Origin of the sequence: Psychroflexus lacisalsi (assembly GCF_020164495.1) — a bacterium.
Lineage (GTDB): Bacteria > Bacteroidota > Bacteroidia > Flavobacteriales > Flavobacteriaceae > Psychroflexus > Psychroflexus lacisalsi.
Genome location: NZ_JAIQYZ010000002.1, coordinates 138460 through 157039, shown reverse-complemented (window position 1 = coordinate 157039; position 18580 = coordinate 138460). Strand labels below are relative to the sequence as shown.

13 protein-coding genes are annotated in these 18580 nt (G+C 33.8%); 10 read left to right on the top strand and 3 right to left on the bottom strand.

Going from position 1 to position 18580, the window contains the following annotated elements:
* Positions 1-52: 52 nt before the first annotated feature.
* Entirely contained in the window at positions 53-1189 is a 1137-nt protein-coding gene (locus tag LB449_RS07965; RefSeq protein ID WP_224454567.1) for a serine hydrolase domain-containing protein, read from the top strand.
* 319 nt (positions 1190-1508) lie between these two features.
* Here LB449_RS07965 and LB449_RS07960 read toward each other — a convergent pair whose 3' ends face one another.
* Complete coding sequence (locus LB449_RS07960; RefSeq protein WP_224454566.1) at positions 1509-1787, bottom strand: YciI-like protein; 279 nt, start codon at positions 1785-1787, stop codon at positions 1509-1511.
* 218 nt (positions 1788-2005) lie between these two features.
* Here LB449_RS07960 and LB449_RS07955 point away from each other — a divergent pair, with 218 nt between their 5' ends.
* Complete coding sequence (locus tag LB449_RS07955) at positions 2006-3976, top strand: hypothetical protein (protein ID WP_224454565.1); 1971 nt, start codon at positions 2006-2008, stop codon at positions 3974-3976.
* Positions 3977-4619: 643 nt separating this feature from the next.
* Here LB449_RS07955 and LB449_RS07950 read toward each other — a convergent pair.
* Positions 4620-5954, bottom strand: coding sequence for an MFS transporter (locus tag LB449_RS07950; protein WP_224454564.1), 1335 nt, complete (start codon positions 5952-5954; stop codon positions 4620-4622).
* 460 nt (positions 5955-6414) lie between these two features.
* Complete coding sequence (locus tag LB449_RS07945; protein WP_224454563.1) at positions 6415-7578, bottom strand: ATP-grasp domain-containing protein; 1164 nt, start codon at positions 7576-7578, stop codon at positions 6415-6417.
* A 448-nt stretch (positions 7579-8026) separates the two neighbouring features.
* On the opposite strand from LB449_RS07945, the gene LB449_RS07940 reads away from it, so the two are divergent.
* The 8 genes from LB449_RS07940 (at position 8027) to LB449_RS07905 (ending at position 18575) form a co-directional block, all read left to right on the top strand.
* Positions 8027-11719 (top strand): PAS domain-containing protein, encoded by a 3693-nt coding sequence (locus tag LB449_RS07940; protein ID WP_224454562.1) that lies wholly within the window; start codon positions 8027-8029, stop codon positions 11717-11719.
* Positions 11720-11779: 60 nt separating this feature from the next.
* The gene (locus LB449_RS07935) at positions 11780-12079 is read left to right on the top strand and encodes a hypothetical protein (protein ID WP_224454561.1); all 300 of its coding nucleotides are present in this window, start codon (positions 11780-11782) and stop codon (positions 12077-12079) included.
* A 78-nt stretch (positions 12080-12157) separates the two neighbouring features.
* The gene (locus tag LB449_RS07930; RefSeq protein WP_224454560.1) at positions 12158-13012 is read left to right on the top strand and encodes a hypothetical protein; all 855 of its coding nucleotides are present in this window, start codon (positions 12158-12160) and stop codon (positions 13010-13012) included.
* Positions 13013-13264: 252 nt separating this feature from the next.
* Entirely contained in the window at positions 13265-14932 is a 1668-nt protein-coding gene (locus tag LB449_RS07925) for an ATP-binding protein (RefSeq protein WP_224454559.1), read from the top strand.
* 5 nt (positions 14933-14937) lie between these two features.
* Positions 14938-15837, top strand: coding sequence for a helix-turn-helix transcriptional regulator (locus tag LB449_RS07920; RefSeq protein ID WP_224454558.1), 900 nt, complete (start codon positions 14938-14940; stop codon positions 15835-15837).
* 48 nt (positions 15838-15885) lie between these two features.
* The gene (locus tag LB449_RS07915; protein WP_224454557.1) at positions 15886-16542 is read left to right on the top strand and encodes a hypothetical protein; all 657 of its coding nucleotides are present in this window, start codon (positions 15886-15888) and stop codon (positions 16540-16542) included.
* A gap of 186 nt (positions 16543-16728) precedes the next feature.
* The gene (locus tag LB449_RS07910; protein WP_224454556.1) at positions 16729-17700 is read left to right on the top strand and encodes a hypothetical protein; all 972 of its coding nucleotides are present in this window, start codon (positions 16729-16731) and stop codon (positions 17698-17700) included.
* A gap of 50 nt (positions 17701-17750) precedes the next feature.
* On the top strand, positions 17751-18575 hold the full coding sequence (locus LB449_RS07905) for a pPIWI-associating nuclease domain-containing protein (RefSeq protein WP_224454555.1): 825 nt from the start codon (positions 17751-17753) through the stop codon (positions 18573-18575).
* Positions 18576-18580: the final 5 nt, after the last annotated feature.

The following is an 18580-nucleotide window of genomic DNA, read 5'->3' as shown; positions in this document are numbered from 1 at the left end:
CTAATTCAAATTTTATGAATAATTTCAACTCCTAACATATTTTAAATTTACGATGAAATTTTTACTCACTTTTATAAGTCTTGTATTTTTATGTTCAAATGTCGCGTTTGCGCAATATTACCCCAATCACGAATGGGAACGAAAGTCGGCGAAGGAGCTAGGACTGAATTCTGCTTTGTTAGACAGCGCTGTAACAATAGCTTCTGAATATGAAAACTCTGTAGATAAAGATTTGAGAATAGCCATAATAGAGGTTTTTTCTGGAGAGCCTGATTTTGAAATCTTAGGTAAAACCAAAGAAAGGGGTGGCACAGCAGGATTGATCATCAAGGATGGATATATCGTTGTAGAGTGGGGAGATGTTGAGCGGGTGGATATGACCTTTAGCGTCGCCAAAAGTTATTTGTCAACTGTAGCAGGATTAGCTTTGGACCATAAGTTAATTCATGATGTAAATGATAAAGCTCAGGATTATGTATGGGATGGTACTTTTGAAGGAGAGCATAATCAAAAGATCACTTGGGATCATTTATTGACTCAGTCTTCAGACTGGTCCGGACAACAATTCGGACTTTATGATTGGGCTGACCGACCACCTGGAGAAGGAAGTATTGACGATTGGAGAGATCGACAACTCTATGAGCCAGGAACACATTATAAGTATAACGATGTAAGAGTTAATGTTCTGGCTTATTCGCTTTTACAGGTTTGGAGAAAGCCACTGCCTCAGGTTCTAAAAGAGGAAATTATGGATCCGATTGGTGCTTCTACCACTTGGAGATGGCTTGGCTACCCAAATTCTTACGTCAATGTGGATGGCTTGCAAATGCAGTCGGTGAGTGGCGGCGGGCATTTTGGTGGCGGAATCTTTATTAACTCGCTGGATCATGCCAGGTTTGGTCTGCTGTTTTTAAGAAATGGAAAATGGGAAAACCAGCAATTGATCTCTAAAGATTGGGTAAAAAGCGTACAAAAGTCTTCTCAGCCAAAACCAGACTACGGGTATTTGTGGTGGAACAACAGTCAGGGAAACTGGGAAGGCGTTTCTAAAGAGGTGTATTATGCCGCAGGTTTTGGTGGCAATTATATCGTCATCGATGAGGAAAATGACCTGCTAGTCGTCACCCGCTGGATCGACAATTCAAAAATAGATGATGTGATGAGATTGTTGCAAAAATCATTCAACTAATTCGTTAAGTAGTTAGTTACACCAAAAAATGATTCAATTATTTTAATATGTTTATTTGTAGAATGACTTAAATTTTAAAAAAGACTGTATGACAGGAAAAGAATTTTTTAAAAAGGAGCACTGGATTCTTAAAATTATTTATGTGGTTGGATTTATCTCATTGTGCATACATTTCTATTACTCTATATTCAGTCTAGAAAATACTCAAAAGCCTTTTTCGATTATTGGATTTGGAATTTTTAGCCTTTTTTTCTTCAGAATGTTTTTATCTGTTAAGAGAAAAAAGAAGTGATTTTTTGATTTTAAATGGGAATAATAATTATGAATCCCCTATGACGACAGTCCAGGGACGAACTTCCCATTCGGTAATCAGTCCGTTTTTGACATACGGATCTTTGTTGGCAAATTCTTCCGCTTTTTCTGCATTATTTCCCTTAAAGATAAATGCACCACCGGTTGCAGGATCGTCAAGTGCTCCTGCCATGAGTAAATCCCCTTGGTTGTAAAACGATTCAATCAATTTCAAATGTTCATCTCTGTAAGGTGCTCGTTTTTCAATATAATTTTCGACAGCTTTGTAAAATAGGATATAGTGCATAAGATTTTTTTAAAGTTTGGTATACTTGCAATCCAAGTGTTACTAGCTAAAGTACAATAAAAACCCATCTTGTCTGCTTTAATTAAGTGAGAGAGGCATTTTCGTTCTCGTAAAAAATATCATGCGAAACTGAAAGCGAAAAAATTTTAAGTGCATTTCGAATTGTCTGTAAATAATTTTGAAGTCAAACACTGAATCATATAGAATAAAATAAGCTTATGAATAAGATTAAATACGCACTCAAGATTAACTTCTTATTACCTGCCTTCGTCTTCATTGTGGTTGGCATTTCATTCTCAGGATGTGATGAATCTGTTGACAAAGCATTTAAAGTTCAATTTGATAGTACTAAAACAGTTTCGGGAGAAAAATTTGCATTAAAAGATATAAATCCCAAACTTGAAACTGACTGGAGTGATTATAATTTTGTGCTACTTGAAATGATGATAAGCACTTCGCAACGATTCCAGGTTGGTTTTACTTCAGATGCGGGATATAACGATCTTCGAGTCATGAGTTATGCACCTGGAGGCTGGATTAAACTAGCGATTCCATTAAAGTATTATACTCAGCTTCCAGATGCAGCAAACGATATTGCCGGAACTATGAATAAGCCACGCTATACCGGTTGGTTTAATTTAGGTGGAGGTCGTGGACCTCTCAAAGGGGTAGATACTATTGGAATTAGGATGCATGTACCAATTGGAAACCCGTCATTTGAGTTGCGGTCCATAAGTTTACACAAAGAAGATCCTGGTGACGAATATCTTGGAGTAACATCTATCGTAGACGAATTTGGTCAATCTAATCTCCTGGACTTTGAAGAGAAAATCAAATCCTTGGAACAGCTAGAAACTGCCTGGAAAACCGAAGAAGAAGGCTTAAGTGAAAGAGAGGATTTTAATTATTCTAAATTTGGAGGCTATCTGAATGCGAAAGTAGAAAGCACAGGTTTTTTTAGAACACAAAAGGTGAATGGCAAATGGTGGTTTGTCGATCCTGAAGGTTATCAGTTTTTGTCCCTTGGTGTAGATTGTGTATCTCCAGGAAATGGAGGTCAGGTGAATAGACTGGATAAGCGCGAACGGTCTGGTTTCATCAAGAAACTACCTCCGGAAGGTATGGGTTACGATTCCGAAAAGCCTAATACAGTTTCTTTTGGAACCTGGAACTTGCATCGTCGCTTTGGAGATGAATATCCTACCAAATCCCGAGAAATGATCATTGAGAGAATGTCTAGCTGGGGGCTTAATACCATAGCCAACTGGAGTAGCAAAAAGGTGATAGACATGAATCTAAAACCATTTATGCTGCAACTTTCTGGTCTTGGTATAGATGAAGGGGTAATGGGACTCGTGGATGTGTATGCTTCCGACTTTCAAATGAAAATTGAAGAGGCAGTTAAGAAGACAGTTTCTCCCTACAAGGATAATAAATGGTTGATAGGCTATTTTACCGGAAATGAGCCCTCATGGTTAGGTCAGGAATCTAGATTATGTGATTTGATTCTGGCCGAAAATGATGATAAGCCTATAAAACAAGCTTTGATAAACCATCTAACTGAAGGGGATACCTTAGAAAGACGTAAAGCCTTTATTTTTAATACGTTTAAAATATTTCTCCAAACCGTAGAAGCTTCGGTAAGAATATACGATCCCAATCACCTCACCTTAGGAATTCGATTTGGAGAAGTTCCGGAGAACGAGATTCTAAAAATGTGCAAAGACGTTTTCGATGTGTTTAGTTTTAATGCCTATGAAGTTGTTCCTCCAAGAGAAACGATGGATAGGATTAGTGAAGTTACAGGTTTACCAATGCTTATAGGGGAATATCACACTGGGACTGTCAATAGAGGAATGGCTCAGGCTTTGGTACAAGTCAAAAATCAGGAGGAGCGGTGTGTTGCTTACAGACACTATACGGAGCAGGCTTTTAGTCATCCTGGCTTAATCGGTGTAGGGTATTTTCAGTGGGCTGATCAGGACTTAACAGGAAGAAGTTATGATGGCGAAAATTATAATTGCGGCATTATAGATGTAACCGATCGTCCTTATCCACATATGGTTAAAGCGATTAAAAAAACAGCAAAGCGATTGTATGATGTTCATACAGAAAAATTGCAAGCCTATGATCAAAAACCTTTAGGCGCTACTGGGTATGAACTTATTCCTGATTTGTGGAATGAATAGGAAATAAATAGTATGAATATAAACTAGAAACTGTGCTAAACCTCTTAAATAATATTCCAAATTTGTAAGGAAAAATTTTGAAGCAATTTTTTGTAGAAACGGTAGAGTATTGAGCTGATTTTAGAGCTATACATTGCAAATACAGAAAGTCTCATCAAAATGACTTGCTAAATTTTATAATATCCAGACCTTTATAAAAGTTATCCATAAGAGACATCTGTTCAGGTCAAAAAAAACCAGGACGTGATTGTGAGTTATAAAAATGATTCTAAACCCAAAATGACCGTTAGCTGTAAAAGTGTAACTAAATTTATGGTTAACACTATGAGAGATGACAATTTGGTTTTTAAGGCCCTCTTCATCTCAGCATAGGGAAAGAATTGATCTCTAGTTTCAGATGTGTAGCGTTGACATAGGGATTCTAATTATTCCCCTTTTTTTATCGTAATAGTTTGACTCGGCAAAATATCAATCACTAAATAGGCTATTAATAAAACAACTTCCTCAGAAAAGCTCTTTTATCCTGATCTGTAATTTTTTATTGATGTTTCGTCTTTCTTCAGTAAGCTTCTTCAAGTTTTGATTTGAGTAAGTAGTATTCTTGAAGTTATAGAGTGTGTTCCTATTATATAAATTTGAATGGTTAATCGATTTCAAATTTTTCGATGGCTTGTTTTTGTTTTTTAAAGTTTATAAAGCTTAAAAAAATAATGGATATGAGAGGTGAAATAGCAATGCACAGAAAAACATATTCCCATGACATAAGGCCTTTTAAAGTGCCTAAAAGCCAAGCTCCAACGGCTCTTCCTAAATTTGAAAATGTCATAAAAAGTGTGAATTGAGTGGCTGCTATCACAGGCCAGCACAATTTCATAGAAGTTGAAAATATGCCAATAGTAATAAAGGTGTAGAATAAATAATAGATCATAATAAATCCAAAAATAATTTTATCGTTTTCCCAGAATTCAGAAATAAGCCCCATGCTCATAATCAGTAGTAATGTAATAGAGAAGTAAATAGTAATCACCCGTTTATTCCCAAAGAAATCTATTAATACACCACCAACAGACATTCCTAATAAACCGCCCACTATGGTGGTTATAGAAAATACCTGCGAATATTCGGTATTGCTCCAGCCCAGCTCTTGTACTGTAAAAATGGGTAAAAGCGTATCGATATATCCATACATAATACCAAAACAAAAAGTAGCCATTATCATTACTAAAGTTGATGGTAATAGCACGACTTTCAAAAGACTTTTAAAAATTTGCCTCCAATTTGTGAGCTGTGTTTCTTTGGAAGTATCTGAGGCTTTACCTTTAGTCCATGGCATTATTTTTTCACCTTCACGTTCTCTAAAAAAAATAGGAATGAGAATAATGAAGGCCACCGCTATTGACAACAAAGCGACTGCTGTTGATAAACCCAACAAATTTATTAAGGCTGTTCCAATAAGAAGAGATAATGAAGTCCCTATAATTTTGGTACCCCACATCAAACCATTAGCTCGAGCTTGTTCTTTAACAGGCACCACGTCTATGGCCATACCGTCAGTAGCTACATCTTGAAAAGCACCAAAAAAGCTAATGAAAAAACCGACAATCATGAGTCCGGACAAATTGTTTAGAGGGTCTGCAACAAAACTCATAGATAAAAAACTGAGAATAAGACCCAACTGTCCAAAAATAACCCAAGGACGTTTTCGTCCCATGGATAATATGGTGTAGCGATCCATTAAAGGTGCAATTAGAATTTTAAAGCTCCAAGGGACACCAATAACCGCCACAAAACTGGCTATCTCCACTGGGGTTTTATCATTCATCGCTAACCACGCTGGTATGGCATAAAAGATCATTCCATCTGGAATTCCTTGCCCCAAATACAAACCCGCAAAGCTTAAGTATCGCAATACAGGATTTTCTGATAGTACTAAATTTTGTTTTTTTGTGGTGACTTTATTAATCTGCTGATCACTCATAAAAATTTAAATTATAAGGGAATTATTATGTAATAGGGTTTTTTCCTATAGTTGATTTCGCTACATGTTTAACTCTAAAGGCGAAAGTTAGTATTTCATAATTTTCCAATCACAAATTGCATAGTGAAGTGAACAGTAATTTCATATAGTTTAGTAGTTGTTTTATCTAGAAGGCCAGATAAATATCAATATCTATTCAGTTTTTGGCTATAATAAAATAGAAGTCAGTAATTACTTATTAATTCAGATTGATAAATTCTATTTCCTGAGGCTATTTTGGTTAGAAGGCTGTTGAATATGCTTTAGTAATAACTGGATTATTATCCCGCAAGCACCGATTTCTTTAGTTCCAAAGAAAATCCTGATGTGGAAGAAATCATGGAAAGAGTAGAGTTTGATGAGCTGGAGGTTTGATATCAAGCCATTTTATTTCTAATTTCTAACATTTAGTGTCTATCTATTATTGTCTTATATACTTTCCCAAATCAGAGTTTAGAATCTCTTTTAGTTCTTTTTTATTGTCTTGACTGGTCTCAGTAAATACGATCCCAAATGCAGGATATTTATTATAATCTAATTCTCTGATGACTAGAATATGTTCTAAATCTTGTTGAAGCTTTTCAAAATCAAAATAACAGATTTCAGAAGGCTTGATACCTGAATTATTGTTTAGTAAAACAATACTATGGATCTCATCTTTTTTGTCTTTAAATATTTCATCCCAATCAGGTTTCTTATTCTGAATGAAATACTGGTATGAATTGAATTTAAAAGCATACCAGGAAAGGTCTGCTGTCGTACACCAGCCTCCAAAGCGTAGTGGATTGATTTCAATAGGTCTTATGGTTCCTCGTTCATCAATTCTCACCTCCAGATGTAAGGGAAAGTTTTTCAAACCAGCTTTATCACCTATGGGACTTAAAAACTTTTCAATACTTTCTTTGTAACTGCGAATGATATTTTGAGAAGTCGAGTAGAGCCTATCACTAACATCTGTTCTAGACGAAAACACATGGTGCATAATATTGAGAACAACGACTCCTCCTTCGTTATTAAAATAGGCATCGATGGCAAATTCTTCTCCTTCTATGTATTCTTCTATGATAAAAGTAGATGCATCCATCACCTCTTTTGGATAAATGCTCTTTAGATTATCATAGGTCAATTTTTTTTGAGCAAAATGCCAGTCAGATTTGGTATGAATAATCTGAACTCCAATGCTGAAAAAACCTAAGGAAGGCTTAATAACAAAGGGTAGTTTTAAGGCATCGATATCAAGGCTTTGGATTTCATCGATTTTGATTTTCCTAAATATAAAATCAGGGAAGATATCCTGGATCAGTTCTCTAAATTTGAATTTGTCCTTAAATAATTTGATCTGGTCAGGTAAGTCAGTTCCTTTTAGATTATCGAAAATCCATTTCAACGAATTTTCAGAATTGGTATAAAGAAGAGGATTTGCAGTGTTGAGCAGTTTATGCTTTGCTTCATGCTCAGAAATCCAATTCATAGCATCATCTCGGATCAATGATCTTGCTTCCTGAGTAGAAACAATTTCAAAATTATTTTCCTTAATTGTTCTAAGTAGAAAATCTGAAATATACGGGTGGTCTATAAGTATCATATTCTTCTAGGCTATGTAAAAGGATAAAACATAAATCTATGTAGTCTCCATTATTTTAAATTATCCTTCAAAACTAAGGCTTTCATTTATTGCATACAACGCCCATTTAAAAAGACATTGCTTTTATTTTCTCTAAAATCCAGGACTATAAAAATCGTCAGTCTATGATTAGTTTCGATAAACAAGTGTCTCAACACTAATATATTTTTTGAAAGAGAATCCCACGAATTAGAATATAAACTTATACTCACTAGGTTTTATTCGTTTTTTGACAAACTAATAAGCTCAAAAAACAAACTGAATTTATCTTTAGCTACCGATTCTTAATTCTATGTGTAAACATTAAATCAAACGAATTTTGATTTGAAGTAATCTTTCCGAAGAATAGTTTTTAAAAAAGATTTAACTTTATTTGATAATATTTTTCAAAAAATGCTAGAGGTGTAATATGAAAGACAATAATTATCTCAAAAAAGAGCTTTACGAACTAATAAAAACTGATGAAAGCATTTTTGATTTTATCCAGGAGGCACAATTAGATGGTATTTGGTACTGGGATCTGGATAATCCTGACGAAGAATGGATGAGCCCAAAATTTTGGGAAATATTGGGTTATAGTCCAGATGAAATGCCACATAAACAAAGTGCTTGGCAGAATATAATAAATCTGGATGATCTAAAGATTGCAATGGAAAGAGTTAGGCAACATTGTGAAAACCCATTAATTCCCTACGAGCAAACAATAAGATATACACACAAGAACGGTTCTACTGTTTGGATTTACGCTCGGGGAAAAGCAATACGTGATAAAAATGGAAAAGCTGTGCGAGTATTAGGCGCTCATATTGACATCACAGAATTCAAAAAAAATGAGCAAGAGTTAATTAAATTTAATACAATACTTAAGGAATCCGAAGAGTTAACAGAGACCGGAAGCTTTGAATTTCTTATACCTGAGAATAAATTTACAACCTCAGATGGCTGGCAAAAGATTACTGGAGGAAATGAGACGATGAGCAAAGATGAAATGATGTTCATCTCTCACCCTGATGACAGAGAAAAAATTGAAAATGCCTTCGATAATGCTTTAAAAAATATTGCACCTTATAATATAAAACACCGCTTAATCAGACCAACTGATAATGAAGTCAGAATAGTAAAAGCCAGGGGGAAAGTTACTTTTAATGAAAATGGTAAGCCATATAAAATGCACGGCTCTGTAATGGACATAACAGATAGGGAAAAAACAAAAGACAATCTGTTAAGGACTAATACGATACTCGAAGAGGCAGAGAAAATCAATAAAACGGGGTCTTGGGAATTGGACATTGAAACAGGTCAAACCATCTGGAGTAACGAAGTGTATTCAATTTATGAAGTTGAAAAAATATTCGATCACAATAAAGAAAAGGATATTAATTTTTATCATCCTGACTACAGAAAAGTAATCACAGATGCTATTTCTAAATCAATTTCTGAAGGAATTTCTTATGACGTAAAATGTAAGTTTATATCGGCTAAAGGTAATGAAAAGTGGGTGCGTTCGATTGGACATCCTAATTTTCAAAATGGAAAAATGACGAAACTATTTGGAGTGATTACTGATGTAACAGATCAGGAGTTAGCTTCAGACAAACTAAAAAAGCTTAATGAGATGCAATCGCTTTTAATGAAGAGTGCATCAAATTATATCAATGTACCTCTTAATTTGGTGGATGCCACAATTAATCGTTCTTTAAAAGAGCTTGGAGAATTCGTTTCAGCAGACAGAGCTTATGTTTTTAATTTTGATTGGGAAAAGAATCTCCGTAGTAACACTTATGAGTGGTGTAATAAAAACATTGATCCCCAGATTGAGAATTTACAAGATATACCCAATGAAAGTAAGTCTGGTATGATACAGGCTCATAAAAATGGTATTCAAGTATATATTGAAGATGTAATGCAATTGCCTGCTAATGACAACATCAAAAAAGTATTAGAACCACAAGGTATAAAAAGCATTATTACAGTTCCGATGATGATTGAGAGGCAGTGCACAGGATATGTTGGATTCGATTATGTAAGGTCTAAACATTCTTTCTCAGAACAAGACAAGAAGTTGTTAAATGTTTTTGCTGGGATGATTGCTAATCTAAACAGTAGAAAAGTACTTGAAAAACACTTAATAGAAATTAAGGAAGATGCTCAAAGGGCGAATAAAGCTAAATCTGAATTTTTAGCCAACATGTCTCATGAAATTCGCACTCCAATGAACTGTGTGATAGGATTCTCAGAATTATTGAAGAGTACTAAACTCAACAAAATACAAAAACAATACGTTGATACTATTCATGATAGTGGCTTAGGTCTTTTGAGTATTATTAATGACATACTTGATTTTTCAAAAATAGAAGCAGGTAAACTAGATATTGAAGTAATTGAAACTGATATAATCGATTTGGTTGAGCAGACAGCGGGTTTGGTAAAACCTCTGGCCCGTAATAAAGATATAAAGCTTAAAATTAGTATTGATCCTAAAATACCAAAGTTTGCTTTGCTTGATCCTATTAGGATACGTCAAATACTTACTAATTTATTAAGCAACGCTTTAAAATTCACAGAGAAAGGAGTGGTTGAGCTAAAACTATCCCTGCTTGAAAGAGAGGGGGATTTTGGCCAAATACAATTTTCAGTTTTTGACACAGGCATTGGTATTTCAGATGCTCAAAAAGAGAAGCTGTTCAAAGCATTTTCTCAAGCAGATAGTTCTACTACGCGTAAGTATGGAGGAACAGGACTTGGATTGGTAATTTCAGACCAACTTGTTCAAAAAATGGGAGGAAAACTAGAAGTTAAATCTATTGAGGATGAAGGCAGCGAGTTTTATTTTACTCTAGAAACTGAACTTAGAGACAACGAAACAATAAAAGCGATTGACATAAGTAATATCAAAAGATGCCTTATTATTGGTGACAATCAAAACAGCAAAACTATTATAGAAGATATTCTTAAGGCATGGAACATAAAGTCTATAACTTGTGATAATGGTTTTGAATCACTTAAAGTAATCGAAAATAACGAGGCATTTGATGTAATCTTTTGTGAATACCAAATGTCATATTTAAATGGTTTGGAAACTGTAAAAATGATCAGGGAAAAGCTAAAATTACCTCCACAAAAGTCGCCCATTATTCTTTTGCATTCTCTTACTGACGATTCAGAAATAGAAAAAAAAAGCAAAGAACTTGGAATATTCTTCAAACTCATAAAACCACTAAAACAGGATGAGTTGTTAAATTGTCTTTCAAGTATTCATCAAGGCAATTTTCAAGAAAATGTTGATAATAAGATCAAAAAAGTAATAAAAAAAGAAAAATCAAATGTCGTTAACTATTCATCTTTTAGAGTCCTTATAGTGGAAGATAATTTGAACAATATGCTTTTAGCTTCTTCCCTTATTAAACGTGTTATTCCAAATGTTGAATTAATTAAGGCTGAGAACGGAAAAGTAGCACTAGACAAAATTATTTCTCTAAAACCAGATCTTGTATTTATGGATGTTCAAATGCCAGAAATGGACGGTAATGAAGCTACTTCTAAATTACGAGAATATGAGTCAAAGAAAAATATTAAAAGAACAATTGTTGTGGGCCTTACTGCTGGAGCTTCGATAGATAAAAAAGATAAGGCGCTTAATAGCGGAATGGATGATTTTTTAACTAAACCCATTGAAACAAGTAAGTTAGAATCCATTCTAAACAAATATTTGATAAATGGAAACAGACAAATAAAGACTCAAAATGAGAATGAATTTTCAGCAAAAGATTTGAAACATTTTGATCGAAAAGAGCTTCTTTATCAATTAGGTGATGACTTAGAAACTTTAGAGTTCTTAATACCTAATGCTATTGAAGATGTAGAAAAGAAACTTTCTGATTTGGAGATAGAACTTAGTAAGCCTGATTTTAAAAAAGCTGAAACAATTGCTCACTCATTAAAAGGAACTTCACTGAATCTAAGGTGGGGAATATTTTCAGAACTTCTAATTAATATTGAAAAAGAAATTATTTCAAAAAACAAAGAGGCATACTTTAAATTGTTTCAAGAATTAAAAGAAGAATGGAATGTTCTAACGGATATTTTGAAAAAAAAGCTGTAGGCTTCCCCTTTTTAGGACACCTTAAAGTTCGATAAATAATTATTATTTAAGTCAGATTTGATGAAGAATTTAAATTCTTCATCAAATCTGGGCATATATTCTTTAGGGGATTTATTTCCCAAAGATTTATGTGGAAGCCTACATTTATGGGGAAGCCTACATATGAACCTCAATGAATTACAAGATTTTCTTTACAATACAAATATTCCTGAAGAAAAAACCCAAATCGGTTTCCTTGAAATAGCAGGCAAAGCGCATCACGAAAATACCAATAGTGTAGTTTACGCTCACTTTATGAATTCTAATAATAAAGACGTAAAAATTTTATTTCTTTCAAGCCTTGTAGAAATTATTAAATAAAAAACCGAACGCAAATTAGAACTCTTCTATTCTTTCACTTCAACTGAAGTGTCGACAAACAAAAATGGCAGGATAGATATGCTTAAAGAAGATAGGAATTCTGGTCATAAAGTTATTATTGAAAATAAAATTTATCACCATGTACATAATGATTTACTTGATTACTGGGATAGTGTAGAAGGTGATGTAGATTCTAAAATAGGTATACTTTTGACTTTGGAAGCTCATGACATACCAACCCATGTAAGTGACCTTTATATCAACATTACTCATCAGGAGTGGATGCAGAAAATCAGAGCTCATCCAGATCTGATTGATATCGACTGGAAATATCTAATGTATATCACTGACTTTATCAATACCATTAAACAGCTAACAAAATCCTACAAAATGAATGAAACTGCTGAATTTTATTTCGAAAATGCCGAAAAAGTTATACAAATAAAAGATACTGAGGCTGCGGCTCATGAATTTCTAAATGCTCAATTTAATGTTATAGCAAACGAACTAAACTGGTATAATTACGGCAATAGTGTAAACCATAAGATATTTTGGGATGCACCCAATGAACTCAGTACTTACCTTACTTTAATTACGGCTGATTTACTGGCAGGCCATTTTAAATATACACTCATACTTGAACTCTACGGAGAAGACATTCAAAAAGAGACCCAGCTAAAAACAAACCTAAAAAATAAAGGATTTGATTTGAGTATTTACAAAACTGGTGAGAAAAATTCGCATCACAGTCATTTTCTAATGAAAGACTACACACTCTCTAAAGAAGAGCTTAAAACTTTAGGGAAGCATGTGGTTCAAAACATCAAAAATGATTTCGCTAAAATTACACTTGAAAGTATTAAATTTCTTTACCCTGAAACAGACCTATCAGAATGGGGACCTTACTTTGAAGAACTTTCAAAAAAATCATAATTCAACTCCTTTGATCTGCCAATAAAAGAGGTTTCAGTTTTTTCAATAAACAGATATTTCCACTATTAATTTCTCTCAAAAGGAATGGCTAGAAGGTATCTGAACCAACCTGGTTTAGGCACCTATACTTAGTCTTCAAAATTCCGCTTTTGTAGTTTCAAAAAATACTTGACTATTAATTCTTAAAAATAGTTAGACTACGACACGATTTGGCCGACTCTCCAGTTACTTTTGTTCAAAATAAAAAAACATATGGAGGTAAGAGAAAAATTTAAGCTACTGGATTGCATTGGAAAAGTTTACGAAAAGGCTGAAGATTGCAAACTCAGGGATTCTTTTTTTGATGAACTTAATACTGAATTAAATATTTTATCAGAACACTTCGGTACGTCCAAAAGTCAGTCTTTTTTTATCGCAATAGTGTTCACTTTAAATTACAAAGGGGACACGGTAGACCTGAATGATATGATTGGGTACTTTGGCTGTAATCCTATGAAACTTTTGGAGTTTAACAAAGATTTTACTCATCTGCATTCAATAGGCATTTTTAATAAAAGATTATCCAGACATAGGGTTAAAGTGGCTGGGGCGAATGATCAATTCACTATAGATGAAAGTATTTGTGAAGCCATTCTTAATGATGAACCAATACCAGAGGTGAAGAGTAAAATCACAGATATTTTTGAGTTCCTGCAAGAAATCTATGAACTGGGTAGGAAACGGGACGAAAAAGAAATCAATAGCTTTCAGCTCTTTAAACTTGTTGGTGATTTACTGGAAGAGCATAAAGATTTTAAACTTCTTCAAAAGTTAGAAAATTTTGAGCTTAGCCTCATTGATAAAGTTTTATATTTCTATCTGATATGGAAAACTATAACAGGTCGAGAATCCTGCGATGTAGACAGGGCTCTGGAGGGATTTTATGATAAGTCAACCGATAGAGTGAATTACATGCAGGACTTGTTAGTTGGTAAAAATTCACTTTTGAACCATAAGCTTATAGAATTAATTTCCTCCAATTTCATCAATGATACTGAAATGAAATTAAGTTCTGTATCCAATACCATGCTAAAGGACTGTGGTATTACAGTATTCCAAAACAATAAAAAAAATAAGGACAACATCCTTTCGCCTTCAGACATACCCGAGCGCAAATTAATTTATAGTCCATCGGAAATGAAGCAACTTTATCTATTAAAGGATGTGTTACAACCTTTTCAATTTAGAACGACCCAAACCCGACTCAAAGAGAAGAACCTGCCTCAAGGAATAATATCATTACTTCACGGTGCTCCAGGGACTGGGAAAACAGAAGTGGTGAAGCAAATAGCAAAAGAAACCAATCGTGAAATCATGAAAGTGGACATCAGCCAGTCTAAATCCAAATGGTTTGGAGAAAGTGAAAAAGTGATTAAAAAAATATTCACCGATTATACAGACTTCATGAATGAGAGTGATGAAACTCCAATATTATTCTTGAATGAAGCTGATGCTATCATCTCGAAACGTACATCGTCAGGAAACTCAAATACCAGGCAAACAGAAAATGCAATCCAAAATATTTTATTGGAAGAATTTGAAAATTTTCAAGGCATACTTATCGCCACGACCAACCTGGCTAATAATCTGGATTCTGCATTCGAAAGACGGTTCTTATTTAAAATTCTGTTCAATCCACCATCAAGTGAAGTGCGAGCAGAGATCTGGAAACTGAAATTACCGAATTTATCCAAAAAGGAGTGTAACGTTCTGGCAGAAAAGTTTAACTTTTCGGGCGGACAGATCGATAACATTATTCGTAAAAGTGAAATCAATGAAATCATTCACGGTGAACAGGTTTCCTTAGAGAACTTGCTCATGTTTTGTTCTGAAGAAACATTAGCGCATAAACGTGTAGAAATCGGTTTTAGTAAAGCATAAACAGCATGTCAAAGAAAGAATCTATCAACAGATACAATATCATCGTCAACTACATTAGAAAACGACCATCCACCTTTAAGGAAATTCAGGACAAGTTGGCCCTGGAGTCTGAGTTGCAGGACTACGACTTCAATATATCTAAGCGGACCTTTCAGCGGGATCTTAAGGATATCAGTTCTATTTTTAATATCGACATCAAATATGATTTCTCTTTAAAAAAATACTACATAGATTTTGAAGAGGAGCCAGATGTGAAAGGTAGAGTGCTGGAAGCTTTTGATATTTTTAATGCTCTCAATGTCTCAGACCGACTCTCGGACCATATTCATTTCGAAAATAGGAAACCCCAGGGAACCGAACATCTTTATGGGTTACTCCATGCGATTAAAAATCAAATGCTGATCAGATTTAATCACCAAAAATTTTGGGAAGATCATGTTACGGAGCGTCAGGTTGGACCTTATGCCTTAAAAGAATTTAAAAACCGCTGGTATGTGATTGCCAAAGACCGTAAGGACGGTTTGACTAAAAGTTTCGGCCTTGATCGATTATCAGATTTAGAGATTACCAAAGCCAAATTTGAGAAGCCTTTAGATTTTAGTGTCAATACCCATTTCAAATATTGTTTTGGTGTCGTTGGGCCTAATGCGAAATCGCCAGAAAAGATAGTTTTGTCGTTTACACCTTTTCAGGGGAAGTACATCAAGACCTTGCCGCTTCATCATACACAAGAAGTCTTAATCGATAATGAAGAAGAATTCAGGATCTCACTTCAATTGTACATCACTCATGATTTTTTTATGGAATTGCGATCTTTTGGAGATGATGTTGAAGTTATGCAACCCGAACAGTTGCGCAAGCGAATGACTTTGAACGCTGAGGAGGTTTTTAATATGTATGACTAAGTGCCTAATTATCAAAAATGACAAAATTAAATTATCAAATTGTAGACTATGAGTATGAATAATTTTAATACAGAAATAGAAAAAATCGCAAAGCATCATAGACGTGCACCAATTTTTGACGGTGTTGTAAGTGAAAAGGACTATCAAGAATCTGATATTAAAATATTATGGGTTCTTAAAGAAGCAAATAGCTCTGGAGAAAACAATTCATGGGATATGCGAGAACACATAAAAAATAAATTAAAGACAGATACAGGAATTTTTAAAGGTTGGAGTTCAACTTTTAAAAAAATTATTTACGTTACAAATGCTATACTGAATAATTTATCATGGAATGACGAACTATATCACCCATCTTATAAACCTGAAGTCATAGACAATCTAAAAAAAATAGCATATATAAATATTAAAAAAACTGGAGGTGGTTCATCAGCTAATCATAAAGAAATTCAGACGTATTACGAGTTTTCGAAAACACTGCTTCATAATCAAATCAAAGAGTTTAGTCCAAATATTATAATATTCGGAGGCACATTTAAATTTTTTCAGAATGACTTTGATCTTGAGTTTGATGATTTTGGAAGTTGTAAAGCTACAAATCATCAAGGAACTTTATTTATAAGTGCTTATCATCCAATGTATCCTTTTAAAGAGGAGACCTACGTTAAGGATATTCTTACAGCTGTAAGAAAATTTTCAAAGTAAATAATTTTTTAAATTTAAGATTAGAACTAAGTTTTCTAAATATGATAGCTTATTTCTAGTATAAAACTACAAATTGACTGAAGCTGCTCAAAAGCTGAACTCATTATAAGATACGTTACTCCAATAAGCTTTCAGAATTAAGGTATAGATAACATGAAAAGCCTCAAATCATCAATAAAATTTAAAATGAAAACCAACTCAATTCATCAAATTAAAGACCTTAATGAAAAGCTATCCCTTTGTTTTCAGGATACAAATCTTGAAAAAGTGGATTTAGTGCTCTTAAGCAAAGAGATGTCCTTACTCCTTAATCATGTAGTTTGTGTTGAAGATGTATTTAAATCGTTGATAGAGCTATTAAAACAGCAACAGGATCTTAATTTGAAAGATTCTCGTTCAATAGTCAATGAAGCTATTAAAGAATTTGCTGGCGATAAAGATCCCAGAAGCTTTGCCAAATTGAATTTTGGGGAATATTCCTGGGAGTTATGCCATGGACAAGTCATGATGATCAATTCTAACCAAGATCTATCTTCTGAAATTTATCAGCACTTGATCTTTAATTTATTGATTCCAAAGCATCTGAAATGTGTTAGCTTTATGGAAGAAGCCAAGAAGAATTATATTTTTTCTAATTTATTAAATACACTTTCAGCTCATGATGAGGACTTAAATTATAATTCAGCTTTAGTTCAACTCAAAAACAATGACAACTTTATCGATCATAGTTATTTTCACGACAGTCTGCATTTTGAAAATCATGTCAAATATCTAAAGGATAAACATAACCCACAGGTCATTTATATCGACGATATACTTTCTGTCAACTTAGAGGGGTCTGAAGATTCATCCAGACAGTTACATCTTCAAAGAGTAGGGGAGTTGTTACTTCATCTGGGGAACAGGTATGAGCTTTGTTTTATCATTAGGAATCAGTATGCGCCTAAAGAGCTAAATAAAATAAGCTTTGAATTTGGTAATATTTTAAACTTTACAGCTCATGCGTTACACTTTCAATCCTATGAAGCGGATTCTACAAGTGAGGTTCCTTTTTTCGAATTATACAATTTGAAATCTTTTCCTATGCGAGCTGTTGATGTGTTTTTTGATACAAAAACTCACTTAATTTCATCCTTTACAGCTAAAAGCCATTCTTGATTAAATCGATTGGAGCATTTTAGGATTGAACTCAAAAAAAAAATAAGATTTTGATTGACCTACTTTACAAGCAAATCCAAAAACAACTTCCGTATTCTTACCAGGAAGACATTTTGAAATTAGCTTACGAGGATTTTAAAAATCGGAAGAATAATTTAAACTATCTCTATTTTCTTCTTTCGCTTGAAAGCATTAGTTCATCTTTTTTGAATTCAATAGCGCACCAGGAAAAAATAAAGTCATGCGTTTGGTTTACTGAAACTCATGAAGAAATTTCAATATCCTCTGTAGTAAAATATGCAATACAAGGCGGGCTTCCAGACTCAGCCTTTGTCAATACAACAGCTTATAGTTTAAAGCTTGATGAGGTTATTTCAATTATTTCAAAAGAGATGGAAACCTTGAAATCTTTGACCTCACTCCCTGACAGCTTTTTATTAAAAGAAACTTATGCAACAGAAAGTAATGTTGAAATTGCATTAAGTTGCCTTCTAAAGATTATTGAAGTTATTCAGTTCAATAGTAATGAAGTCATAAAAGGATTATCTGAGCAAATTGAAGAAACCTCCCTTTTAAAATCTATTTCATCCTATGCTTCATCTATTGATCAATCTTATAAGCGTCATAATCTAACTCATCTCCAATTAAGGAATTACAGTGTTCAGGGTTTAAATGATAAAGGAATTATCATTGAGTTTGAAGGTGAAGGTGATTTTGAATTAAACCCTTTATTTGAAGAACCTGAAAATGACATTGAGCTACTTCAGATAGATCATACAATCATATTTTCTGGCAGGGCTGAAACTTTAGAGGATGAACCATTCAACTTTTCTTATTATAAAGTAACAGACCTTTATACAGAGTATGTTGGATGAATGTT

What these genes read in the sequence shown, in the direction of transcription:
- LB449_RS07965 (WP_224454567.1), top strand. Translation starts at nt 53, where the DNA reads ATGAAATTTTTACTCACTTTTATAAGTCTTGTATTTTTATGTTCAAAT.
- LB449_RS07960 (WP_224454566.1), bottom strand. Translation starts at nt 1,787, where the DNA reads ATGCACTATATCCTATTTTACAAAGCTGTCGAAAATTATATTGAAAAA.
- LB449_RS07955 (WP_224454565.1), top strand. Translation starts at nt 2,006, where the DNA reads ATGAATAAGATTAAATACGCACTCAAGATTAACTTCTTATTACCTGCC.
- LB449_RS07950 (WP_224454564.1), bottom strand. Translation starts at nt 5,954, where the DNA reads ATGAGTGATCAGCAGATTAATAAAGTCACCACAAAAAAACAAAATTTA.
- LB449_RS07945 (WP_224454563.1), bottom strand. Translation starts at nt 7,578, where the DNA reads ATGATACTTATAGACCACCCGTATATTTCAGATTTTCTACTTAGAACA.
- LB449_RS07940 (WP_224454562.1), top strand. Translation starts at nt 8,027, where the DNA reads ATGAAAGACAATAATTATCTCAAAAAAGAGCTTTACGAACTAATAAAA.
- LB449_RS07935 (WP_224454561.1), top strand. Translation starts at nt 11,780, where the DNA reads ATGAAGAATTTAAATTCTTCATCAAATCTGGGCATATATTCTTTAGGG.
- LB449_RS07930 (WP_224454560.1), top strand. Translation starts at nt 12,158, where the DNA reads ATGCTTAAAGAAGATAGGAATTCTGGTCATAAAGTTATTATTGAAAAT.
- LB449_RS07925 (WP_224454559.1), top strand. Translation starts at nt 13,265, where the DNA reads ATGGAGGTAAGAGAAAAATTTAAGCTACTGGATTGCATTGGAAAAGTT.
- LB449_RS07920 (WP_224454558.1), top strand. Translation starts at nt 14,938, where the DNA reads ATGTCAAAGAAAGAATCTATCAACAGATACAATATCATCGTCAACTAC.
- LB449_RS07915 (WP_224454557.1), top strand. Translation starts at nt 15,886, where the DNA reads ATGAGTATGAATAATTTTAATACAGAAATAGAAAAAATCGCAAAGCAT.
- LB449_RS07910 (WP_224454556.1), top strand. Translation starts at nt 16,729, where the DNA reads ATGAAAACCAACTCAATTCATCAAATTAAAGACCTTAATGAAAAGCTA.